The organism is Actinoplanes sp. NBRC 101535 (genome assembly GCF_030269225.1).
Classification (GTDB): Bacteria; Actinomycetota; Actinomycetes; order Mycobacteriales; family Micromonosporaceae; genus Actinoplanes; species Actinoplanes rectilineatus.
Genome location: NZ_BSSY01000001.1, coordinates 914,720 through 938,300, shown reverse-complemented (window position 1 = coordinate 938,300; position 23,581 = coordinate 914,720). Strand labels below are relative to the sequence as shown.

At 72.0% G+C, this 23,581-nt stretch carries 18 protein-coding genes; 10 read left to right on the top strand and 8 right to left on the bottom strand.

All coding sequences use genetic code 11. The features are described 5' to 3' along the window. Positions 1 to 129: 129 nt before the first annotated feature. Entirely contained in the window at positions 130 to 468 is a 339-nt protein-coding gene (locus QSK32_RS04080; RefSeq protein WP_285471230.1) for a YciI family protein, read from the top strand. A gap of 28 nt (positions 469 to 496) precedes the next feature. Here the strand turns inward: QSK32_RS04080 and QSK32_RS04075 are convergent, their stop codons facing one another. Then, complete coding sequence (locus QSK32_RS04075) at positions 497 to 1,720, bottom strand: RNA polymerase sigma factor (protein WP_285471229.1); 1,224 nt, start codon at positions 1,718 to 1,720, stop codon at positions 497 to 499. Between the two features lie 100 nt (positions 1,721 to 1,820). Between QSK32_RS04075 and QSK32_RS04070 the strand changes: the two genes are divergently transcribed. Beyond that, positions 1,821 to 3,065, top strand: a complete 1,245-nt coding sequence (locus QSK32_RS04070) for a cytochrome P450 family protein (RefSeq protein ID WP_045743717.1) — start codon at positions 1,821 to 1,823, stop codon at positions 3,063 to 3,065. 12 nt (positions 3,066 to 3,077) lie between these two features. Continuing rightward, a complete protein-coding gene (locus tag QSK32_RS04065; protein WP_045743716.1) occupies positions 3,078 to 4,238 on the top strand; it encodes an epoxide hydrolase family protein in 1,161 nt (386 codons plus the stop codon). A gap of 97 nt (positions 4,239 to 4,335) precedes the next feature. Here the strand turns inward: QSK32_RS04065 and QSK32_RS04060 are convergent, their stop codons facing one another. Next, on the bottom strand, positions 4,336 to 5,304 hold the full coding sequence (locus QSK32_RS04060; RefSeq protein WP_045743715.1) for an MDR family NADP-dependent oxidoreductase: 969 nt from the start codon (positions 5,302 to 5,304) through the stop codon (positions 4,336 to 4,338). A gap of 96 nt (positions 5,305 to 5,400) precedes the next feature. Further along, entirely contained in the window at positions 5,401 to 5,844 is a 444-nt protein-coding gene (locus QSK32_RS04055; RefSeq protein WP_285471228.1) for a GNAT family N-acetyltransferase, read from the bottom strand. Between the two features lie 125 nt (positions 5,845 to 5,969). On the opposite strand from QSK32_RS04055, the gene QSK32_RS04050 reads away from it, so the two are divergent. Together QSK32_RS04050 and pntB are read left to right on the top strand one after the other, a co-directional pair. Beyond that, the gene (locus QSK32_RS04050; protein WP_285471227.1) at positions 5,970 to 7,478 is read left to right on the top strand and encodes a Re/Si-specific NAD(P)(+) transhydrogenase subunit alpha; all 1,509 of its coding nucleotides are present in this window, start codon (positions 5,970 to 5,972) and stop codon (positions 7,476 to 7,478) included. After that, positions 7,478 to 8,917: a Re/Si-specific NAD(P)(+) transhydrogenase subunit beta gene (gene pntB / locus QSK32_RS04045; protein WP_285471226.1), complete on the top strand. Its 1,440-nt coding sequence runs from the start codon at positions 7,478 to 7,480 to the stop codon at positions 8,915 to 8,917. The genes QSK32_RS04050 and pntB overlap by 1 nt, the downstream gene beginning before the upstream one ends. A gap of 884 nt (positions 8,918 to 9,801) precedes the next feature. Here pntB and QSK32_RS04040 read toward each other — a convergent pair. After that, positions 9,802 to 10,734: an ATP-binding protein gene (locus tag QSK32_RS04040; RefSeq protein WP_045743711.1), complete on the bottom strand. Its 933-nt coding sequence runs from the start codon at positions 10,732 to 10,734 to the stop codon at positions 9,802 to 9,804. A 92-nt stretch (positions 10,735 to 10,826) separates the two neighbouring features. Between QSK32_RS04040 and QSK32_RS04035 the strand changes: the two genes are divergently transcribed. Further along, positions 10,827 to 12,002: a hypothetical protein gene (locus QSK32_RS04035; RefSeq protein WP_285471225.1), complete on the top strand. Its 1,176-nt coding sequence runs from the start codon at positions 10,827 to 10,829 to the stop codon at positions 12,000 to 12,002. Here QSK32_RS04035 and QSK32_RS04030 read toward each other — a convergent pair. Together QSK32_RS04030 and QSK32_RS04025 are read right to left on the bottom strand one after the other, a co-directional pair. Then, a complete protein-coding gene (locus QSK32_RS04030; RefSeq protein WP_285471224.1) occupies positions 11,956 to 12,489 on the bottom strand; it encodes a hypothetical protein in 534 nt (177 codons plus the stop codon). The two genes, QSK32_RS04035 and QSK32_RS04030, sit on opposite strands and share 47 nt — an antisense overlap. A gap of 11 nt (positions 12,490 to 12,500) precedes the next feature. Continuing rightward, entirely contained in the window at positions 12,501 to 15,389 is a 2,889-nt protein-coding gene (locus QSK32_RS04025) for a M36 family metallopeptidase (protein WP_285471223.1), read from the bottom strand. Positions 15,390 to 15,572: 183 nt separating this feature from the next. Between QSK32_RS04025 and QSK32_RS04020 the strand changes: the two genes are divergently transcribed. Continuing rightward, positions 15,573 to 18,335, top strand: coding sequence for a family 78 glycoside hydrolase catalytic domain (locus QSK32_RS04020; protein ID WP_285471222.1), 2,763 nt, complete (start codon positions 15,573 to 15,575; stop codon positions 18,333 to 18,335). On the opposite strand, the gene QSK32_RS04015 is transcribed toward QSK32_RS04020, so the two are convergent. Together QSK32_RS04015 and QSK32_RS04010 are read right to left on the bottom strand one after the other, a co-directional pair. After that, complete coding sequence (locus tag QSK32_RS04015; protein ID WP_045743707.1) at positions 18,258 to 18,821, bottom strand: TetR/AcrR family transcriptional regulator; 564 nt, start codon at positions 18,819 to 18,821, stop codon at positions 18,258 to 18,260. The genes QSK32_RS04020 and QSK32_RS04015 overlap by 78 nt on opposite strands. After that, entirely contained in the window at positions 18,821 to 20,176 is a 1,356-nt protein-coding gene (locus QSK32_RS04010; protein ID WP_063775531.1) for an MFS transporter, read from the bottom strand. Before QSK32_RS04010 ends, QSK32_RS04015 begins: the two co-directional genes overlap by 1 nt. A 133-nt stretch (positions 20,177 to 20,309) precedes the next feature. Here QSK32_RS04010 and QSK32_RS04005 point away from each other — a divergent pair, with 133 nt between their 5' ends. The 3 genes from QSK32_RS04005 to QSK32_RS03995 all read left to right on the top strand — a co-directional run bounded on the left by QSK32_RS04005 (position 20,310) and on the right by QSK32_RS03995 (position 23,579). Then, a complete protein-coding gene (locus tag QSK32_RS04005) occupies positions 20,310 to 21,368 on the top strand; it encodes a sporulation protein (protein ID WP_285471340.1) in 1,059 nt (352 codons plus the stop codon). Positions 21,369 to 21,523: 155 nt separating this feature from the next. Further along, entirely contained in the window at positions 21,524 to 22,300 is a 777-nt protein-coding gene (locus QSK32_RS04000; protein ID WP_045743704.1) for an amidohydrolase family protein, read from the top strand. Further along, complete coding sequence (locus tag QSK32_RS03995) at positions 22,281 to 23,579, top strand: phenylacetate--CoA ligase family protein (RefSeq protein ID WP_285471221.1); 1,299 nt, start codon at positions 22,281 to 22,283, stop codon at positions 23,577 to 23,579. Before QSK32_RS04000 ends, QSK32_RS03995 begins: the two co-directional genes overlap by 20 nt. The last annotated feature ends 2 nt before the right edge of the window (positions 23,580 to 23,581 follow it).

Here is a 23,581-nt window from a genome sequence, read left to right as displayed (position 1 = left end):
ACCGCATCTTCGAGATTGCTCTCGATCACCGGACGGATCCACCCGTCCGTGCACAGCGGACGGTCACGGGGACTGATACGTTGCTAGCGGTCCTGCGGTGGCCGGAAGGCCGGGCTCGGAAGGCTGACGATGAAGTTCCTGCTGATGGTCCACGTCGACGAGTCCCTCACGATGGGTCCCGAGGAGGCCGCGGAGCACCTGGCCGCGGTCGGCGCCTGGGTCGGCGGCCTGGAGAGCCGGGGTGCCCGCCTGACCGGCGGCCGGCTGCGCCCCTCCGGCGAGGGCAGCACGGTGCAGGTCCGTGACGACAAGCTGCTCGTCTCCGACGGTCCGTACGCGGAGACCAAGGAGCAGATGGGCGGCTTCGACATCATCGACTGCTCCGGTGCCGCCGAGGCCACCGAGATCGCCGCCGGGCATCCCGGCGCGCGGTACGGCACTGTCGAGATCCGCCCGCTCTGGGAGTGACCGGGACGATCCCCCGCCGGGACCCGCACTATCGCAGACGGCCCGCGCGTTCCCGCAGGTAACGCCGTTCGGCCTCGCCGGGCGCCCGGTTCGCGGCGCTGGTGTACGCGTCCGCCGCGGCACCGTGGTCGCCGGCCATCTCCAGCATGTGCGCCCGGGCCGACTCCAGACGGTGCGAACCGGCCAGCCGGTCGTCCGCCTCCAGGCTGCCGAGCAGGCCCAGCGCCGCCCGTGGACCGTGCACCATCGCCACCGCGACCGCCCGGTTCAGCGCCACCACCGGACTCGGTGAGATCCGCTGGAGGATGTCGTAGAGGCCGAGGATCTGCGGCCAGTCGGTGTCCGCGGACCGGTCCGCCTCGGCGTGCACCGCCGCGATCGCCGCCTGCACCTGGTAGGGGCCGGCCGTGCCGGCCGCCAGCGCCCCGGTGATCAGCGCGGTCCCCTCGGCGACGGCCACCCGGTCCCAGCGGGTCCGGTCCTGTTCGTCGAGGGGCACCGGAACGCCGTCGTCGCGGGTCCGTGCCGGGCTGCGGGCCTCGGTCAGCAGCATCAGGGCCAGCAGGCCGTCGGTCTCCGGGTCGCCGGGGCGCAATCGGCGCAGATCACGGGTGAGGCGGATCGCCTCCCGGGTCAGGTCGGTCCGGACCAGGTCCGGGCCGGTGCCGGTGGCGTACCCCTCGTTGAAGATCAGGTAGAGCACGTGCCGGACCACCCGCAGACGGGCCGGCAGGTCCTCGGGCGCGGGCGGGCGGAACGGCTCACCACTCGCCCGGAGGCGCTGCTTGGCCCGGCTGATCCGCTGTTTCATCGTCGCCTCGGGGGTGAGGAAGGCGCGGGCCACCTCGGTGGTGGTCAGGCCGCCGACCGCACGCAGGGTCAGCGCCGCCTGGGACAGGGCCGGCAGGGACGGATGGCAGCAGAGCAGCAGCAGGGTCAGGGTGTCGTCGCGGTCCGGTGCGCCGTCCGGGTCCGGTGCGGACTGTCGCATCGCCATCGTGGTGGCCTCCCGGCGGCGCCGGGCCACGTCGCTGCGGACCTGGTCGGTGAGCCGCCGGGCCGCCACGGTGAACAGCCAGGCGCGGGGGTTGTCCGGCACCCCGCCGGAACGCCACTGCACCGCGGCGGCCAGCAGCGCCTCCTGGACGGCGTCCTCGCAGGCGTCGAACGAGCCGTACCGGCGCATCAGCATCGCCAGCACGTCCGGCACCAGTCCGCGTAACAGATCGTCGAACGGGGGGTCCGTCGTCATGGGCACCATCATCGCAATCTCGAAGAATCATGGTCCATGGTCACGGGCTTAGCGTGAGGTCGATCCAGCGGGACCGGGTAATCACGAAAGGCGACGTTCCATGGCTCAGGCACAGTGTCCCCACCTCCTCGACACCCAGGGAACCGACACCCACGCGGAGACCACGCTCCTGCGGGAGCAGGGTCCGATCGCCCTGGTCGAACTGCCCGGCGGCGTCACCGCCTGGTCGGTGCACGACTACGAGCTCGCCAAGGAGATCCTGCTCGACGAGCGGTTCTCGAAGAATCCGCGGCGGAGCTGGCCGGCGTACATCAACGGGGAGATCCCCCGCGACTGGCCGATGATCAGTTGGGCGGCGATGGACAACATGGCCACCCACGACGGGGCGGACCACGCGCGGTTGCGCCGGCTGCTGCTCAAGGCGTTCACCACCAGCCGGGTCGAGGGCATGGCCCCGCGGATCCGCCAGATCGTCGACGACCTGCTCGACGACATCGGGCGTACGCCGAGCGGCGAGGTCGTCGATCTCAAACAGCGGTACTGCCAGGCGCTGCCGGCCCGGCTGATGTGCGAGCTGTTCGGCGTACCGCCCGAGGCGCAGGAGGACGTGCTGCGCGGCGGGCACGTCAACGTGGACACCCGGCTCACCCCGGAACAGGCCGAGGCCAACATCGACCAGTGGGAGAAGGCCATCGCCGACCTGGTCGCCTACAAGCACGAGCATCCGGCGGACGACCTCACCAGCGCGCTGATCGCCGCCCAGGAGGAGGACGGCTCGAAGCTGAGCGACTCGGAGCTGATCGGCACGCTGCACCTGATGCTCGGCGCCGGTTCGGAAACCATGGTCAACTCCCTGAACTACGCGATCATCGCGGTGCTCGCCGACCCCGGTCTGCGGACCCGGCTGGACAGCGGCGAGATCTCCTGGGAGGACGTCATGGAGGAGACGCTGCGGGTCGAGTGCCCCGTCGCGCACCTGCCGTTCCGGTTCGCCACCGAGGACTTCACGATCGGCGGCGTCACCGTGCGCCAGGGGGACCCGGTACTGATCGACTACGCCGGCATCGGCCGCGACCCGCGCCTGCACGGCGACACCGCGGACGTGTTCGACGCCGCACGCCCGGACAAGACCCACCTGACCTTCGGCCACGGGGTGCACTACTGCCTGGGTGTCCGGCTGGCCAAGGTGGCCACCCTGATCATGCTGCCGGCGCTGTTCGCACGGTACCCGGACGTCCGGCTCAGCGTCCCGCGGGAGAAACTCGAACCGCAGGGCAGCTTCGTCATGAACGGCCGCAAGGACTGCCCCGTCCACCTCGACGGCAAGGTGCCGGCCACCGCCTGACGAGGAGGAGACGTGCAACCGTTCCGTATCGACATCCCCCAGGACCAGCTCGACGACCTGCACCGGCGGCTCGCGGCGACCCGGTGGCCGGCGGAGATCCCGGGCACCGGCTGGGAGCGCGGCGTGCCCCTGGGCTACCTGCGGGAACTGGCCGCCTACTGGCAGGACGGGTACGACTGGCGTGCCGCCGAGGCACGTCTCAACGAGCACCCGCAGTTCGTCACCGAGATCGACGGCGCGCGGGTGCACTTCCTGCACGTCCGCTCCCCCGAACCGGACGCCACCCCGCTGATCGTCACGCACGGCTGGCCGGGGTCGATCGCCGAGTTCCTGCCGGTGATCGGGCCGCTGACCGACCCGCGGGCGCACGGCGGCGACCCGGCGGACGCGTTCCACCTGGTGATCCCGTCGGTGCCCGGCTTCGGGCTGTCCGGACCGGTCACCGAGACCGGATGGGACATCACCCGGATCGCCCGGGCCTGGGCGGAGCTGATGGGCCGCCTCGGCTACCGCCGCTACCTCGCCCAGGGCGGTGACATCGGCGCCTGGATCAGCCTCACCCTGGCCGGGGTGGACCCCGCCGGCGTCCGCGGCGCCCACGTCAACTTCCTGGTCACCGCGCCGCCGTCGGACCCGGCCGCGATGCGGGACCTGGACGCGACCGATCAGGGGCGTCTGCGGCGGCTCGCGTCGTTCCTGGACGACGGCGCCGGCTACATGAAACTGCAGGCCACCCGGCCGCAGACCATCGCGTACGCGCTCACCGACTCACCGGTCGGCCAGCTCGCCTGGATCGTGGAGAAGTTCCGGGAGTGGGCCGACGCGCCGAAGGTGCCCGAAGACGCGGTGGACCGTGACCTGCTGCTCACCGACGTGATGCTGTACTGGCTGACCGCGACCGCCGGATCGTCCGCGCACCTGTACTTCGAGGTGGCCGACATCCTGCCGACCGCAGCCACCCCGCCGCCCGAACAGCCACCGCTCCCCGTCCCGCTGGGCGTGGCGGTGTACCCGCACGACTCGGCGCATCCGATCCGGTCGTGGGCGGACCGGGCCTTCCCGAACATCGTGCGATGGACCGAGTTCGACCGGGGCGGTCACTTCGCCGCCCTCGAGGAACCCGACCTGTACGTCGACGACCTGCGCGCGTTCCACCGCCTGCTGCCCCCGTGAGCGCTCTCCCCCGTACCCTCGAGGTCCTCTGACGAACGCACGGACGCGGCGCCCCGGCAATCAGCCGGGGCGCCGCGCTCGCCGGGCCGCCCGGCGCTCAGAAGCGCAGCAGCACCTTGCCCAGGTAGGCGCCGTCGAGCTGCGCCCGCGTCGCGGCGATGATGTTCTCCAGGCCGTCGATGATCGTCTCGTGCAGCACCACCGCACCGCCGGCGACCAGCGCCGGGAACTCCCGGTCGAACGCCGGGAGCAGGTCCGGGTGGTCGTCGGTGGTGAAACCCTGCAGGGTGAGCCGCTTGGCGATCACCATCTGCATGTTCCGGATGCCGTAGGTCTCGCCGGTGAGCTGCTGCTCGGTCCCACCGTTGAGCAGGATCCGGCCGTGCGGACGCATCGCGTCGATCGCCGCCTCCAGTTGACGACCGCCCACGTTGTCGTAGTAGACGTCGACGCCGCCGAGGTCCGGCCAGCCGTCGTGATAGTCGAACGCCTCGTCGAAGCCCAGGGTCTCGACCGCGAACGCGACCTTGGCGGCCGAGCCGACACTGCCGATCACCCGGCCCGCGCCCCCGATCCGGGCGAGCTGGCCGGCCACGCTGCCGACCGCACCGGCGGCACTGCTCACCACCACGGTGTCACCCGGGTCGATCCGGGTCTGCCGCAGGCCGACGTAGGCGACCACCGCCGAGCTGAGATGGTGCGACACCGACGGGTACGCGTCCGCGTCCACCTTGCGGAAGGTGGACGCGGGTGCGACCGCGAACTCGCGCCAGGCCAGCCGGTGCAGCACCACGTCACCGGGGCGCAGAGCCGGATCCCGCGACGACTCCACCTCACCGAGGGCGTGGCCCCACATCACCTCGCCGACCGGGAAGTCCGGGACCAGGCCGTCGAGCGGCCGCATCCGCAGGAGCAGCCCCGGGTCGACGGCCATGTAGAGGTTACGGACCAGCACCTCCCCCGGCCCGGGATCCGGTACCTCCACCTTCTCCAGGGCCACCTCACCGGGTACCGGCCGGGTGCCCGGCGGGTGGGAGAGCAGACGCATCTGACGGCTGACGGGCATCCCGTCTTCCCTTCGCCGAACGGACAGATATCGATCATCGTGGCCGGTCCGGGCAGGGGAAGTCTTATCGCAGGATGCTCTCTCCGCGCCGGCCGGTCAGTCCGGGGCCGGACCGCGGCGCACCGGGAGGGCGAACGCGGTCATGCCCTGTTCCGCATGCTCGATCAGGCCCTGGGCGCGGTAGAACGGGTGCGAGCGTTGCGCGTCCTCGGTGCCGGCCGCGTCGGTGGAGAGGACGAAGAAGCGGCAGTGGGCGTACCGCCTCTTCAGCTCCTCCATCAGGAGACGGCCCACGCCGCGGCGCTGCATGTCCGGGTGGATGAGCAGGTCCTGGACGTAGCAGACGGTGGCGTCGTCGGAGACCGTGCGGGCCAGGCCGGCCAGCCGGCCGTCATCGTCGCGGGCCGTCAGCAGGACGTGTGCGCCGGCCAGGCCGCGGAGCAGCGCGTCCGGGTCGTTGACGTACCCGTGCCAGCCGACGGCACCATAGAGTTCCAGGGCTTCGTCCCGGGACAGGCCGTCCTCCGCCGTGATCCGCATGGCCGGTCAGCCTACCGCCGGATCGCGCCCCGGGCCGGTCCTCCTCGCCGCGCGGGCCGGTGGACCCTGGGATTCCGGGACCCGAACACTTAATGTCACCTTTACCGGCGAGGGGAGTCACATTGATGGTCATCGGAGTACCGCGCGACCCGCATCCGGCGGAGCGGCGTGTCGCGGCCACCCCCACGACCGTCGGCGAGCTGGTGAAACTCGGCTACCAGGTGGTCGTGGAGACCGGCGCCGGTGAGGCCTCCGCGTTCACCGACGACGCCTACGCGGGTGCCGGGGCGAGCATCGGCGACCCGTACGCCGCGGACGTGCTGCTGACCATCAACCCGCCGGACCTCGACCGGCTCGCCGCGGGCACCACCCTGATCGGCATGCTCAACCCGCGGCTCGACCCCGGATTCGTCGACGAACTGGCCGCCCGGCCGATCACCGCGCTGTCGATGGACGCGGTGCCGCGGATCTCCCGGGCCCAGTCGCTGGACGTGCTGTCGTCGATGGCGAACATCGCCGGCTACCGCGCGGTGGTCGAGGCGGCGCACGCGTTCGGCCGGTTCTTCACCGGGCAGGTGACCGCCGCGGGCAAGGTGCCGCCGGCGAAGGTGCTGGTGGCGGGCGCCGGGGTGGCCGGGCTGGCGGCGATCGGCGCGGCCGGGTCGCTGGGCGCGATCGTCCGGGCCACCGACCCCCGCCCGGAGGTCGCCGACCAGGTCAGGTCGCTGGGCGGCGAATACCTGGCGGTGGAGGCGGACGACGTGGAGGTGTCGTCGACCGGGTACGCCAAGGAGATGTCCGGTGACTACACCGAACGGGCCGCCCGGCTGTACGCGGCACAGGCGAGCGAGGTGGACATCGTGATCACCACCGCGCTGATCCCCGGCCGGCCGGCACCCCGGCTGATCACCGCGCCGATGGTGGCGTCGATGCGGCCCGGCAGCGTGATCGTCGACATGGCCGCGGCGAACGGCGGCAACGTGGAGGGCACCGTCCCGGGCGAGGTGGTGACCACCGCGAACGGCGTGACGATCATCGGGTACACCGACCTGCCGGGCCGGCTGCCCGCACAGGCCTCCCAGCTGTACGGCACCAACCTGGTCAACCTGATGAGACTGCTGACCCCGGGACGGGACGGGCGGCTGGTGCTGGACTTCGACGACGTGGTCCAGCGGTCGGTGACCGTGGTCCGCGACGGCGAGCTGACGTGGCCGCCTCCTCCCGTGCCGGTGTCGGCGTCACCCGTACCCGCGAAACAGATCCCGCCCCCCGCCAAGCCGGAACCGAAACCGGCACGCCGACCGATACTGATCGGAGCCGGCGCAGCCGTCGTGTTCCTGCTCGCCGCGCTGGCGCCGACCGCCCTGCGCGGGCACCTCACCGTCTTCGCCCTGGCCGTGGTGATCGGCTACTACGTGATCGGCAAGGTGCATCACGCGCTGCACACGCCACTGATGTCGGTCACCAACGCGATCTCCGGGATCATCGTGGTCGGCGCCCTGCTCCAGATCGGCCACGGCGGTGGCCCGGTCACCGCTCTCGCGGTCGCCGCCACACTGCTGGCCTCGATCAACGTCTTCGGCGGTTTCGCCGTGACCCGCCGCATGCTCGCCATGTTCTCCAGGAGCCGATGATGACCGTCGAGACCGCGGCGCAGGGTGCCTACATCGTCGCCGCCCTGCTGTTCATCCTGGCCCTGGCCGGGCTGTCCCGGCACGAGACCGCCCGGTCGGGCAACGCGCTGGGCATCGCCGGCATGGCGGTGGCCCTGACCGCCACGATCGCGCTGGCCGTCACCCGGGACATCGGCACGACCGGCCTGGGACTGCTGGTGGCCGCCACCCTGATCGGCGCGGCGATCGGCCTGCACCGGGCCGCCCGGGTGGAGATGACCGGCATGCCGGAACTGATCGCCCTGCTGCACAGTTTCGTCGGCCTGGCCGCCGTACTGGTCGGCTGGAACGGATACCTGCACGTGGAAGGCGATCCGGACGGCACCGAGGCGGCGTTGCTGGCGGGCCGGGACATGCTGGGCATCCACGGCGCCGAGGTGGTGATCGGCGTGTTCATCGGCGCGGTCACGTTCACCGGTTCGATCGTGGCGTTCCTCAAGCTGTCCGGGCGGGTGAGATCGAGTCCCCTGATGCTGCCCGGCAAGAACGCGCTGAACATCGGCGCGCTGGTGGTGTTCGTGGCGCTGACCGCATGGTTCGTGGTGGCGCCGAGCCTGTGGCCACTGGTCGCGGCGACGGTGGTGGCGCTGGCGCTGGGCTGGCACCTGGTCGCGTCGATCGGCGGCGGCGACATGCCGGTCGTGGTGTCGATGCTGAACAGCTACTCCGGGTGGGCCGCGGCCGCCGCCGGATTCCTGCTCGAGAACGACCTGCTGATCGTGACCGGGGCGCTGGTCGGGTCGTCCGGCGCCTACCTGTCGTTCATCATGTGCAAGGCGATGAACCGCTCCTTCCTGTCGGTGATCGCCGGTGGCTTCGGCATCGAGGCCGGGCCCGGCGGCAGCGAGGACCACGGCGAACACCGCGAGATCACCGCCTCCGGCGTCGCGGACCTTCTGCTCACCGCCGAGTCGGTCATCATCACGCCGGGGTACGGGATGGCGGTCGCCCAGGCGCAGCACGGGGTCGCGGCGCTGACGTCGCTGCTCCGCGAGCGCGGGGTGACCGTACGGTTCGGCATCCACCCGGTGGCCGGCCGTCTGCCCGGTCACATGAACGTGCTGCTGGCCGAGGCGCACGTGCCGTACGACATCGTGCTCGAACTCGACGAGATCAACGACGACTTCGCCGGCACGTCGGTGGTGCTGGTGATCGGCGCGAACGACACGGTGAACCCGGCGGCGCTGGACGATCCGTCGTCGCCGATCGCGGGGATGCCGGTGCTGACGGTGTGGGAGGCCGGCGAGGTGATCGTCTTCAAGCGGTCGATGGCGGCGGGGTACGCGGGGGTGCAGAATCCGCTCTTCTTCCGCGAGAACACCGCGATGCTGTTCGGCGACGCGAAGGAGCGGGTGGACGACATCCTGCGTGAGGTCTCCGCAACGGCCCCCGCGTCCTGACCCGCCGCACAGGGCGGTCGCCGCACAGGGCGGTCGCCGCACAGGGCGGTCGCCGCACAGGGCGGTCGCCGCACCCGATCGCGGCTCGGGCAGGGCGCCGGACGCACCCGATCACACCTCGGGCAGGGCGCGCCAGGTGCACCCGATCTGGGGTTCGGGTGCACCGGCCGCTCCTCGAGGCGGTGCCCGCACCCGGTCGCGCCTCGGGTGCACTCACCCTCCCACAAAGGGCAGCCCCCGCACCCGAACCCTAGATCGGGTGCACCCAACCTCCCACCAACGGCAGCCCGCGCACCCAAAGCACGACCAGGCGCAGTCACCACCCCGCCCGCGGCGCGACCGGGTGCCGTCGCCTCCCCGAGAGGCCGTCAGTGCACCCGATCCGCCACCGGGGACGGGCACCACCCCGAGCGACGGCCACCGCACCCAAACACCGACCGGGTGCAACCACCCGCCCATAAACGACGTCGGCGCACCCGGGCCCCGGATCGGGTGCGCCCGACCTCCCGCTGACGGCGGTCGGCGCACCCAGAACGCGAACGGGTGCGGGTTCCGCCCTGAAGGGCGGTTGGAGCACCCGAAACTCGGGCCGGGTGCAAGCACCACCCCGAAGGGCAGCAGGCGCACCCACAACACGAGCCGGGTGCAAGCACCACCCCGAAGGGCAGCAGGCGCACCCACAACACGAGCCGGGTGCACTTGCCCTCCCGTCGACGGGTGCCGGTGCACCCGGAGCACGGATCGGCTGCGGAGTTGCCCGCGACAAGACGGGATCGACCGCGTCAAGGCAGGGTTAACCGCGACAAGACGGGATCGACCGGGACAAGAAGGGATTACCCGGGCCAAGACAGTATTGGCCGCGATAGGGCGGGATCGACGGTGGGTCAGGCGGTGGCTGGGGCCAGCTGCGTGGTCACGTCACCGTGGGTGGCCTTCACCCAGGTCTTCGTGGCCAGCTTCAGGTGCAGCTCGCGCAGGCGTGCCTCGCGCCGGGAGTGTGGGACCGGACGGACCCGGGACGCGATCAGTCGCAGCGGGGTGGCGTCGTCCAGGTCGGTGGGGCTCGGGGCGCGACCGGACTGGCGGGCCCGGCGTAGGCCCGTCTGCAGTGTCAGTGCGGTCAGCGGGTCGGTGCCGAGTTCCCGGCGCAGGTAGTCGCGGTCCGCCTCGTCGGTGACCTTGTTGCCGACGAGCAGGAGCAGGTCGTCGACGCCCGCCGCTACGGCCAGTTCACGGTAGCGCCGGGCGACCGTCACCGATTCCGGGGTCGGTTCGACCACTACGGCGATCGCGTCGAACTGGGCGTGCAGCGAGTTCGCGAATGCGTCGGTGCCGGCCACCATGTCGCAGACCACCCAGTCGCCGTCGGCGGGGTTCAGGTGGGAGAGCAGGTTCTCCAGGATCGCCAGGTGCCCGTGGTAGCAGCCGTTGCCGATGTTCTCTGCCTCGTAGGTGCCGACGTGCATGACGTGTGTCGCCGGGTCGAGGGCCACCGCGTGCCCGGTGAGGACTGGGTCGGCCGGGTCCAGGGTGACCAGGTGGGATCCCGGGCCGGGTGGGGTGGTCGCCACGAACCGGTCCGGGCCGCCGATCAGTGTGTTGTCGCCGAGCAGGTGCCGGCGGACGGCGGCGGCGTTGTCCGGGTGGGACAGGGCGGCGCCGGACTCGGCGGTCACCCCGAGCAGTGGTGCCAGGTGCACGTTGACGTCGGCGTCGACGGCCAGGACGCGGTGTCCGGCGGCACGCAGGTGTCCGACGAAGAGGGCGGCCAGGGTGCTCTTCCCACTGCCACCCTTGCCAGTGAAAGCGATTTTCATTATCGAGAAATTAGCGGTGCCGGACACCTCATGCAAGCGGAACCCGCCGAACTACTCCCTTCTCACTCCCCGACTTGCGCGATGATGGGCAGGTGGAGATCGAGGCGGTCCGGGTGGGCGAGTTCACGCTGCCGAATGACTTCGCCAGAGCAGGCGTCGCGGGCCCACTCAGCCCGGCACCACCGGGGCGGGTGCTGGTCAGCGTTCGCAACGCCGGCGAGTTGGTGGTGTTCGACGTCGACCGGGACAACGAGCCGGTAGCCCGGTTCGCCCAGCCCTGGCCCGGCTCCCGCAACGGGTCGGCGGTGGTCGGGCCGGACCTGAACGTCGCCGTGTTCAGCGGGATGACGGCGGTCCGCGCGGTGGACCGTGACGGCCGGATCCGGTGGGAATACCGGCACGCCTGCTGGGGCTGCTCGAAGATGCACGAGACACCGCTCGTGCCGCTCGACGACGACCTGCACCGGTGGGCCAGCAGCGGCTCGGTGGCCTTCGGCAGCGACGGCCGGACCCTGTGGGCGCACGTCCCGAAAGCCGACTCCGGCGAGGTGTCGACGGGCGAGGTGTCGACGGGCGGACTGGGCGAGGTGTCGACGGGCGAACTGTGGGTGGTCCTGGACGCGGAGGAGGGCACCGTCCTCGCCCAGGCCGAACTCGCGACCGCCACCGAGGGCTCCCACCACGTCGGGCACCGCGACCCGGCCACGATGGGACTGGGCGTGGGCGAGGGCCAGGACGGGTCGCCCGCCCTGTGGGGCACGCTCCGCGACGGAAAGCTGCACGTCGACCGGGTCACCGGCGACGAACGGGTGATGCTCGGCGCGTTCGACGACCGGTTCCTGAGCGTCGGCCACGCCCGCAACGAGGAGTTCGCCGTCCAGCGGATCAGCGACCACGCCGTGGTCGGCACGTTCTTCGCGGACCGGATGCCCGGCAACGGCCCGCGCAGCGCCTGGGACATGACCGACCTGACCGTGGCCGCCGACGGCCGCCTGGTGATGAGCACCAGCGACAAGGGCCACGGCGACGCCAACGTACAGCACTGGCTGGTCGACGTCCGCCGGGTCGAGGTGATCGGCTCGATCCGCTACCCGGCGGACGCCACCACCACCGAGACGGACGGCCCGCCGCCGGACCCGGCCGAGGGCGCGGCCGCGGCACCACCGCCGATCACCCTGGGCGACGGCACCTGGCTGACCCGCGGTGCCGACCGGCGCCGTCTCACTCGCTGGACGACGGGAGACCTACCGGAGGCGGCACCGCAGTGACCACCGCGGCACCCTCGAAGCCACCGGACGACAGGAGATCTGCCGACGGCGACGGGATGACCGTCACGGTGTCCTCCAGGCCGTTGCACTCCAGCAGGAGACCGTCGCGGACCAGCCAGAACACCGGCATCCCGTCGATCAGGAGCGCCGCCAGGTGGTCGAGCAGCAGCGTCGCGGTCACCCGGGCCACCGGCCCGATCCGGGTGCCCCAGATGACGAGCACGTCGCCGCGGCCGGCCCGAAGGAAACCCTCGACAGTCTGACCGGTGTCCGCCCCGGCCACCCCGGTCCAGTCGATGGAGGTGTCCCGGTTCCGGGGGAACCGGTCCACGGTCGCCCGGCCGGCCTGGAGACTCCGCTCCTCGTCGAACAGCGTGACGCCGGGCCGGCCCACCCAGTGGAGCAGGCGGGCCGACCCGGCTGGAGCTCGGGCGACCGTGACCATCCAGTGCGGCAGGCCCGCCGCGTGGTCCTCGGGATCGGTCACGGTCGCCGAGGTTACCGGGTGAACGCCTGGAACTCCGCGATGCGCACGTTCTGCGCCTGCGGGCTGGCGGTGGCGCAGTCGGTGCCGGCGCGCGGGTCGGCGTCCTGCTCACCGGCGTAGTCGGGTGCGCCGGTGCACTGGTTGGTGACCACCTCGACGCGCAGGTGGGTCGCGGTGACGTCCGGGATGTCGAACGATGTGATCAGCAGTTCGGGGGCGCGCGGCCGGGGTGCGACCGACGGGAACGCGTCCCGCCCACTGGTGTAGACGGTCCGGAAGCTCGCCGCGTCGCCACAGGTCACGGTGGCCGTCGCGGTGCAGGCCAGGACCTTGAACTGGCGCAGCGCCGAGAAGCGGTTCTGCGTGCCCACGTCCGGGTCCCCGGTGGTGATCGCCGGGCGTAGCAGGGCGCTGACCTGGACCCGGCGGACGCGCTGCGCCTCGCCGGCCAGGTCGACGGTGACCTGCTTGCCGGCCACGGCACTGCCGAGCGACGCCCAGTTGGTGGCCTCGTCGTCGTCGATCAGCCGGGCCAGGTTGATGCCGTCGCCGGTGGCGGTGGCGCCGGAGGTGGCCGAGGCCAGGTTGCGGGGCAGCCGAACGGTCAGGGTCGTGGTCTTACCGGCCTTGACCGCGGTGGCGGCGACGCGGGCGTGGCCGTACCCGGGGGCCTGCACCAGGAAGGTGTACTTGCCGGGCACCAGGCTGACCCGGTCGGCCAGGGTGGTCGCCGGGTCGGTGTCGGCCACCGGGACCGCGCGGGCCTGGTAGTCGCCGACGAACAGTTTGGCGCCGGTGACCGGCTTGCCGGTCTCGTCGACCGGGCGCAGCGTGACCGTCGCCTCGCGGGCGTGCGGCGAGGTGAACCCGGGTGCCGGGTTGGCGTCGCCGGCGCCGTTGCTGGCGGCCGTCTCACCGAGGCCGCGTTTGGCGAACGCGTTCCAGAGGATGTCCTGGTTCTTTCCGCCGAAGCGGACCCGGTCGGCGGCGAGCAGCGCGTCGCGGGCGTCCACCTGGCTGTTGGCGCTGGTGGCCATCAGCAGGAACGAGTCGAACACCAGCTGGATCCAGCGGCGGTTGCCGGGGCACTTGGTGACCGGCGTCTTCCCTTCGGCGCAGGACTTCTGCAGCTTGGCGTTGCCGGCGCCGTACCGTTTCACGAACGCGCTGCGGATGTCGTAGTTGGTGGCGCTCCACAGTTCCCCGGAGGCGTGCACCTGCAGCCCGACGAAGTCGTAGTCGACGTGGCTGTAGTTGAGCGGGCTGCGGGTCATGTTGAAGTTGCGGATGCCCGCGTTCGGGTCGCCGGTCACGTACTGGCCGACGGTGAACGCGTTGGCGCCCTTCGGCAGGTAGCCGTACTCGGACAGGTATTCCACGGCGAGCAGGTCGGACCAGCTCTCGCTCATGCCCTGCGGCGAGCTGAGGCCGGCGTCCGGTCCGGCGATCATGCGGTTGGTGATCGCGTGGGTGTACTCGTGGGCGATCACCGACATGTCGTAGTCGCCGTCCACGCAGGGCGCGTAGAAGGCACCGGCGATCGGCTGCCACAGGTACATGTTGGTGGTGGTGGGCTGGCCGTCCGGCGGGGTGATCTGGTTGGCGTTGTTGCGCGCCTCGAATCCGGGCGGGCCGCCGCTGATCCCGCCGGCCTGCGCGTTGCCCTGCTCGTAGTCGCCGTCGAGCCCGGCGGCGGCGCCGTTCTCCTGCTGCATGTTCCAGGTCGCCTCGGTGAAGCCCAGGCCGTAGGACCAGTCGTGCATCCGGTTGTGCATGGCGAACAGGTTGGCCCGGGCCGCGTCGATGTCGTTGCGCTCCGGCGAGTCGAAGACCGCGGGGTTGCAGCTCTCCTCGTGCCACTGGTTGGCCCACGGATACCGGTAGTCGCGGGTCGGGCTGGGCGTGGCGGTCTCGGTGCCCACACTGTACGGGTCGTTCGACGTCCAGTTGTGGACCGTGATCGCGTTGTTGCCGCGGGTGGTGAACGTGGGTGTGCCGGTGGCCGGGTCGACGTCCCAGGTGGTGCCGCCCCAGGTCACCCGGGTGTCGCGGGACGAGTAGTCCACGGGCGGCGAGTGCGGGAAGACGTCCCACTGCGGGTTGTCCGTCTCGGCGTCCACGATGCTCTCGCTGACCAGCACCGCGCCGTCGCGGGCGTCGACGTGTGTGGTCCACGCTTCGGGGGCGTCGCCGGTCAGGCCGGCGCCGAAGGTGACCTGCCACGCGGCGCGGGGGCCGGCGGCGGTCGGCACGGCGACCAATTTGGTGCCCAGCACGGTGGGGTCCACGACACCGTGATGGGCGGCTGCCAGGCGCTGGGCGTCGGCCGCGGTGAGGGTGGCCGGTGCGGGCGCGGAGACGTCGCGGGCCAGCGAGGAGCTCACGTACCACACCTGGCCGTCGCGGACGCCGACCGAGAGCAGGCCGTCGGTGCCGGCGACGAGGTCGCCGAAGCGCTGCCGGAAGACGACCGCGGCGCCTTCGCCGAGCGGGGCGCTGGTCAGTAGTTCGAGGGAGTCGGCGGCGGCCGCGGTCAGACCGAGGACGTCGAGGTGGCCGGCCACGTACGCCTCGGCGGCGGCGACCGGTTCGGCGGGCAGTCCGGTGGCCAGCGGCTCGGTGCGGGCGGTCAGTGTGGCGGGCGTGCCGAGGGTGTTCCACCGGGTCGTCGCCCCGGATGCGGTGGCGCTGCGGCGCTGGAGGGCGGTGGGGGCGAGTTCGCCCCGGCGGTTGTCCTCGATCCGGCCGTGGTCGTGGTCGCCCTGGGAGCCGGTGGCGGCGGGTCCCGGTGCGGTGAGCGGGGCCGGGGCCGCCGAACTCTCGGCGCCGGCGCTGATGACGATGACGGCCGCGACGATCGCGGCGGTGGATGCTGCCGTGGCACCCGAAGGTGTGCGCACGGGACCTCCTCTGTGGACGGCGTTAGCGGTCTCCGCCATCCGATCGCACGGGTGCGCACCGGCACATGGGCCGAACATCCAGAATCGAGATCGGTGAATCAAATCATTCCTTGACGTCGTTGTATTGATTTCCGTAACGTTGCCGTCGGATGAATTGAAAGGTTTCAGATTCCGTCGAGGAGGATGATTACCATCGATTCCGCACGATTGCCGGCCGCTGCCCGGCCGACCACCGCCCCGATCTCCGCACGATTGCGGGCCGCCGTCGCGGCCGGACTTCTCGCCGCCGGGCTGATCGCCGTCCCGGCCTCCGCCGGCGGCCACTCCCCCGGCGCCCCGGCCCGGCTGACCGTCGACGACCTCAGCCGCCCGCTGACCGTCGAGGGGGCGCCGCGGTTCGGCTGGCAGCCCCGCGACCGCGACCCCGGCGAGATCCAGACCGCCTTCCAGCTGCGGGTCCGTGACGCGCGCGGGGCGACCGTGTGGGATTCCGGCCGGGTCCGGTCCGCCGATCAGGCGCACGACGGGCCGGCCCTGCCGGAGGGCGCCGCCTGGACGTGGACCGTCCGGACCTGGGACCGCACCGGCCGGGTGTCACCGTGGGCGCGGCCGGCCGGCTTCGAGACCGGCATCGGTGACGACGGCTGGGAGGGCGCCGCGTGGATCCGGCGGACCACCGGCGTGGCCGACGACTGGTCGCTGCTGCGCGACGAGACACCGCTGACCGGTGACGCGGCGACGGTGGTGCGGGCCCGCGCCTACGTGGCCGGCAGCCACACGTGGGAGTTGTGGGTCAACGGGACCCGGGCCGGCCGGGGCAGTTCGTTCGGCTATCCCGGCGAAGGTTTCTACCAGGCCGCGGACGTGACCTCCGCGGTCCGGCACTCCGCGACGCTCACCCTCGGTGCACTGCTGCACTGGTACGGCCCGGGCCAGGGCCGGGCCGCCGGCGCCCCGGGGCTGCTCGTCACGGTCGTGGTGGAGTACGCCGACGGCACCCGGCAGGCCGTCGTCTCGGACGCCTCGTGGCGCACCGCCGAGGGCCCGTACCGCCAGGGCGCCCTGCGCAACGGCGAGGGTGACCGGATCGAACACGCCGACGGGCTCCGCGCGCAGGCCGTGCGAGGCTGGCAGCAGGCCGGTTTCGACGACGCGGCCTGGAGTCCGGTGGCGGTCGCCGGCACCCATCCGACAGCACCGTTCACCCATCTGAGCGCCCTGGACGCCCTGGTCAGTGAGGTCATGGTGCCGGCGAAGAGGATCCTGACCGCCGCCGACGGCACCCCCGTCGCGGACTTCGGCGTGGTCATCCCGGCCCGGCCCGTGGTCGATTTCGATCAGGGGGTGGCGGGCCGCACGCTGACCCTGCGGGCGAGTTACGAGCTGGCAGCGGACGGACGGGTGTCCACCACCGGGCGCGCCACCCAGAGCACGACCATGACCTACCCCTACACGCAGGCCGGCGGCGCCCAGACGTTCGCGGCCTTCACCCATCTGGCGTTCCGCTATCTGGAGATCCCCGGCGCGGGCGAGGACATCACCCCGGCCGACGTACGCGCGGTGCTGGTGCACACCGCCACCGAGGGTCCGGCCGCCCGCTTCGACAGTGATGACGCCACTCTCGACGGAGTATGGGAGTTGATGCAGCGGTCCGCGCTGTACTCGGTGCAGGAGCAGTTCGTCGACACGCCGACCCGGGAGAAGGGCCAGTTCCTCGCGGACGCGGCGAACATCTCCTACGCCACGATGCAGGGTTTCGGCGAGCGGGCCGCCACCCGGAAGGCGATCCGTGAATTCCTGGCGTCGAACCGCCGGTACTGGGCAACCGATACGGGAAGATACAACGCGGTTTATCCGAACGGCGACGGCAAACGGGACATCCCCGATTTCTCGGAGTTGTTTCCGAACTGGGTGTGGCGGTATTACCAGGTCACCGGCGATCGCGGGCTGCTCGCTGAGGCCTATCCGGCAATCCGCGACACGTCGCGATACATCGTGAACCACATTCCCGCCGGCGGGCCCACCGCGGGGCTCGTCACCAACCTCAGCGGCGGCAGCGGCCCCTACCTCCACGGCATCGTCGACTGGCCGGCGCCGGGACGCTTCGGCTACGACATGACCACCGCCGCGCGGACCACCGTCAACGCCCTCGGCGTCGACGTGCTGCGGCGGACCGCGGACATCGCCGGTGTCCTCGGCCGGCCGGCCGGCGAGGTGGACGCCCTGCGCGCGTCACAGCGGGACCTGACCACGGCGATCAACCAGCGTCTGCGCCGGGCCGACGGCGCCTACGTGGACGGCCTGCTGGCCGACGGGACCCCGTCCGCGGCGGCGGGACAGCACGCTTCCGCGTACCCGATGGCTCTGGGAATCGCACCGGAGGGTGACCTGCCCGCGCTGGCCGAGCGGATCGCCGGGATGGGCATGCGCCAAGGCCCGATGACCGCGCACTGGCTGCTCAGCGCACTCGCCGAGGCCGGCCGTCCGGACGCCGTGCTCGCGCTGCTCACCGACCACGACGATCTCGGCTGGGCGCGCATCCTGGATCAGGGCGGCACGTTCACCTGGGAGGCGTGGGATCCGGAACCCGGCGACTACAGCCAGTCGCACGGGTGGGGTGCGCAGTCCGCGGTGGACGTGATCGAGACACTGCTCGGGATCCGGCCCGGGGCGGTCCTGAAACCGCCGGCGTCGGGACTCGACCGGGCGTCCGGGTCGGTGCCCACCCAGCGCGGCGAGATCGGCCTGAGCTGGCAGCGCGTCGGCGGCGGGGTTCGGGGTGAGGCGACGATCCCGGTCAACGTGACCGCCCGGCTGGAACTGCCCGTGGTGGACGGTCACCGCTACCGGGTGACCGGGGCCGTCCGGTCACTCGGGGTGGACGGCGACGTCGCGGTGTTCGAGGCCGGGTCGGGAACGGTCCGGTTCGGCCCGGTCCACCAGTGAGCAGATCCGGTCGATGACCCGCTGACGCAGGGCGGGGTCGAGCGGGGTGGCGCCCACCGACTCGTTGAGCCACAACCCGTCGGTGGCGAGGCGGGCGATGATCCGGTCCAGGCCGGCGTCGTCCGGCTCCACCGGCGTCGGCGCCCAGCGCTCGGCCACCTCGGCCCACGGTTGGTGCCGCTGCGGCTGGGACGCGGCGTCCACCATCAGGGCCAGTTCGGCGCGGGTCGCGGTGCGGGCGGCCAGCCGCACGTACGCCGTCGCCGGGTTGCCGCCCTCGGCCTCCAGGGCGCGTTCCCAGCGCTCCGCCATGTCCCGGTGCAGCGCCTCGATCAGCGCCTCCTTGGCCGGGAAGTGGTAGAGCAGCCCGCCCTTGGTCAGTCCCGCCTCGGCGGCCACCGCCTCGAACGTGACCGCGGTGACGCCGTCACGTTCGACGACCCGCATCGCCGCCTCCAGGATCTTCGACCGGTTGCTCTGCCGCATCAGCGTGCCGCCCCCTTCGTCAGTCCGGCGCCGGCCGCCAGCGCGACGGCTACGACCGCCAGCACCACCAGGTAGGCGGTGTCCATGTCGCCCGACACGTCCCGGGCCAGGCCGAGCAGGCTGCCGAGCAGGGCGACCGCGGTGAGGCTACCGAACTCGTACGACACCTCCTGCACCGACGACGCCATCCCGGCACGGCCGGCCGGGACGTTACCCATGATCGCCATCGAGGCCACCGACATCGCCGCACCCAGGCCCGCGCCGGTCAGCGCCATGCCCGCGACCAGCACCGGGAGCCCGGCCGCCAGACCGGTCATGGTCAGCGCCACGCCGGGCACCGCGCAGGCGAGCCCACCGGCGATCAACGGGCGTACCCCGGTCCGGTGCACGACCGCCGCGCCGAGCAGCGAGGTCGGCAACGATCCGAGCGCGACCACCGCGACCAGCATCCCGGCCTGCAGCGGGGTGAACCCGGCGACCTCCTGGAACCGCTGGGTGGTGGCCAGTTGCAGGCCGGCGATGGTGAACATCGAGAACGCCGCGGCCGCCACGCCCGAACTGAACACCGGATTGCGGAAGATGCCCAGGTCGAGCAGCGGGTCGGCGAGCCGGCGCTGCCGCCGGGCGAACAGCGTGAACCCGGTGACCGCGGCGGCCGTACCGGCGGCGACCAGCGGCCAGGACGGCGGCACGTGCGCGAGTTCCTTGACCGCCAGGACCGCGCCGACCAGGCCCAGCGTCGCCAGCGCCGAGGACGGCGCGTCCCAGTGCCGGGCCGTGTCGGGGGCACCGCGCGGCGCCAGGATCAGGCCGGCGACCAGGGCGATCACCACCACCGGCACGTTCACCAGGAAGGCCGAGCCCCACCAGAACCACTCCAGCAGCAGCCCGCCGGCGATCGGCCCGAGCGACGCGCCGACCACGGCCAGGGAACCCCAGACCGCGATGGCCATGTTGCGTTCCCGCTCGTCGTGGAAGGTCACCCGGATCAGGGCCAGGGTGGCCGGCATCATCGCCGACGCGCCCACCGCGAGCAGCGCCCGCGCGCCGATCAGGGTGCCCGGGCCGGGTGCGAACGCGGCGAGCAGCGAGGCCGCCCCGAACACGGCGAGCCCGCCGAGGAACATGATCCGGTGGCCGACCCGGTCACCGAGCGTGCCGCTGCCGAGGAGCAGACCGGCCATCACCACCGGGTACGCGTTGATGATCCACAACCCTTCGGCGGGCGTGGCGCCGAGTTCCCGGGCCAGCGTGGGCAGCGCCGTGTAGAGGATCGCGTTGTCCAGCGTGATCAGTAGCAGGCCGGCGCTGACCGTCGCCAGGAGTGCCCAGCGCCGGGTACGGGAGATCACCATGCCTCAAACTGTACCGTACGGTCGGTACAGTTTGACATTCAGCAACCATACAGCGCCACGTGATAGTGTCCGTTTTGCGAGGCCAAGCGCCTCCTATCCCTTTCTCACCACAGGAGAAACTGTGTTCAAGAGGATGCTCGGCGCCTTCGGCGTCGGCGGTCCCAGCGTCGACACCGTGCTGGCCAACCCGCAGGCCCACCCCGGTGGCCCGGTCGCCGGCCAGGTCAACCTGACCGGCGGCAGCCACGACGTGGAGATCGAGCACATCACCCTCAGCCTGGTCACCCGGATGGAGGTCGAGGGCGGCGACCACGAGGCCACCGCCGCCGGCGAATTCCACCGGGTCACCGTCAGCGGCCCGATGCGCCTGGCCGAGGGCCAGCACCTGTCGCTGCCGTTCCAGTTCCCGCTGCCGTGGGAGACGCCGATCACCGCGGTCAACGGCCAGCCGCTGCGCGGCATGGTGATGGGCGTGCGCACCGAGGTGTCGATCGCCAAGGCCGTCGACAAGGGCGACCTCGACGCGATCTACATCAACCCGCTGCCCGTGCAGCAGCGCATCCTCGACGCGTTCACCCGGCTCGGCTTCACCTTCAAGGGCGCCGACCTGGAATACGGCCACATCGCCGGCGCGCCGCAGACGCTCCCGTTCTACCAGGAGATCGAATACTTCGCGGCCCCGCAGTACTCGCACGCCATCCGCGAGGCCGAGCTGACCTTCGTGACGACGCCGCACGCCGTCCAGGTCATCCTCGAGTTCGACAAGCGCGGCGGCCTGTTCACCGGCGGTCACGACGCCATCGGCCGCTACACGGTCGAGCACGGTTCGGCCGACAGCGTCGACTGGGGACAGCAGGTCGACGGCTGGGTCCGGCAGGCGATCGAGCACCGCCAGTCCGCTCCCGGCTACGGCGCTCCGGGGCACGGCGCGCCCGGTTACGGCCAGCCCGGCTACGGCGCTCCTGGTTACGGTCAGCCCGCTTACGGTCAGCCCGGCTACGGTCAGCCCGGCTACGGCGCTCCCGGCCACGGTGGTTACGGCCACGACCAGCACCACGGCGGGCACGGCGGCGGCTCCGGGATGGGCGGCGTCCTGATGGGCGCGGCCGGCGGTCTCGCCGCCGGCTACCTCGCCGGCGAGCTCATCGACGAGGTCTTCGAGGACGACGAGGAGGAAGAGGCCGAGGAGTAGGCCTCCCCCTCAGCGGTGCGAGACACCCTTGCCGGGGTACGCGCTGAGCAGTCCCGCACCGCCGCCTCCCCCGGTTTCCTCGCCGCGGGGCTTGCCTCTCCCCCGGGGCGGGCCGATAACGTCTGATCGTTGTCGATGCCTGTTTCGGGGGAACCATGGCACAGCGGATCTTCGACTTCCACGCCCGGCTCGCGCCCGCACCGGGCGCCCTCGACCGGCTGACCACGGCTCTGGACGCCGCCGGGATCAGCCGGGCCGCCCTCTGCGCCGGTGGCACGATCACCGTCGAACGGCTGTCCCGCCAACTCGTCGTCGGCGGCCACCTGACCACCGATGCCGACAACGCCGCGGTGATCGCCGCCTGCCGCGGGTCGGGCGGCCGGTTCACGCCGTTCTGGTTCGCCAACCCGCACCGGCCCGCCGTCGTCTACGAGCAGGCCGCCGGTGACGTCCGCGGCCTGGAGATCTCCCCCGCCGTCCACGGTGTCCCGCTCACCGACGACCGGATCGACGACCTGGTCCGGGTGGCGGACGCGGCCGGGCACCCGGTCTACACCGTCTGCCTGATCCGGGACGGCTGCGGCGTCCGCGACCTGGCCACCCTGGCCGCCCGTTTCCCGGACACCACGTTCGTGCTCGGGCACAGCGGCACCGGGCAGCTCGACGTCGACGCGATCGAGGTGATCGCGCCGCGGGACAACATCCTGTTCGAGACGTCCGGCGGCTACTCCGTCGTCCTGGCCACGGCGCTGCGCCGCCTCGGTGCCGGCCGGCTGCTGTTCGGCACCGAGTTCCCGCTGCAACACCCCGAGGTGGAACTGGCCAAGGTCCGGGCGGTCGGCCCGGCCCCGCACGAGTGGACGGCCATCGCCTGGGACAACGCTCACCGCGTGCTCGGCCTGGAGGTGCCGGATGCCATCGACCATCTCTGACCTGCCCCGACTCGGCGACTGGACGAGCTTCGAGGAACTTGCCGCACTCCAGGCCGCCCGGCTGCCCCGGACACTGGAGGCCGCCGCGCGGTCGCCGTTCTACCGGGATCCACTGTCCGGCGGTCCGCCGCCGCTGGACGCGCTGCCGATCACGACGAAACGGGACTTACGGCAGGCGTACCCCTTCGGGCTTCTCGGTGTTGAAAGATCCCGGCTCGCGACCTATCACGAATCCAGTGGCACGGCCGGACAACCGACCGCCTCCTACTACACCGACGACGACTGGATCGACCTGGCCGAGCGGTTCGCCCGCAAGTGGATCCCGATCGGGCCGGACGACATGTTCCTGGTCCGCACCCCCTACGCCCTGATGATCACCGGGCATCTGGCACACCGGGCCGCCCGGATGCACGGTGCGACCGTGGTGCCCGGCGACAACCGTTCGCTGGCGATGCCCTACTCCCGGGTGATCCGGGTGCTGCACGATCTGGACGTCACCCTGACCTGGTCGATGCCGGCCGAGGCGCTGATCTGGGCGGCCGCCGCCCGCCTGGCCGGCCTCGCCCCGGGGAGCGACTTCCCGGCGCTGCGCGCGCTCTACGTCGGTGGCGAACCGGTCACGGCGGCCCGGCGCGCCCGGATCAGCCGGATCTGGGGCGTCCCGGTGATCGAGGAGTACGGGTCGACCGAGACCGGCAGCCTGGCCGGCGAATGCCCCGCCGGTCACCTGCACTTCTGGTCCGACCGGGCGATCCCGGAGATCCACCGGCCGGACGGCACCGTCGTCGCCGAGGGCAGCGGGCAGCTGGTGGTCACCCCGCTGTACCGGGAGGCGATGCCGCTGCTGCGGTACAACCTGGAGGACGCGGTCGAACTCACCTACCGCGATTGCGGCTGCGGCTGGCACCTGCCGACGATCCGGGTGCTGGGCCGGGCCGGCGCCGGGCATCCGGTGGGCCGCGCCCGGATCACCCAGAACGACCTGGAGACCCTGGTCTTCACGCTGCCGGACCGGCTCGGGGTGCTGTTCTGGCGGGCGCGCGCGGCGCACGGTGAACTGGTCGTCGAGATCGAGGTGGACGAGGCGCACCGGGCCGAGGCGGTGGGGGCGCTGACCGCGGCGATCCGGTCGGTGCTGGAGGTCGATGCGGTGGTGCGGGCTCTGGTGCCGGGGACGCTCGTGCCGCACGCCACGCTCACCGTCAACCAGGACATCCTCAAGCCGCGGACGCTGTTCGGGCCGGACGAGGACTGGGACAAGGCGATCCTCTACTACTGACG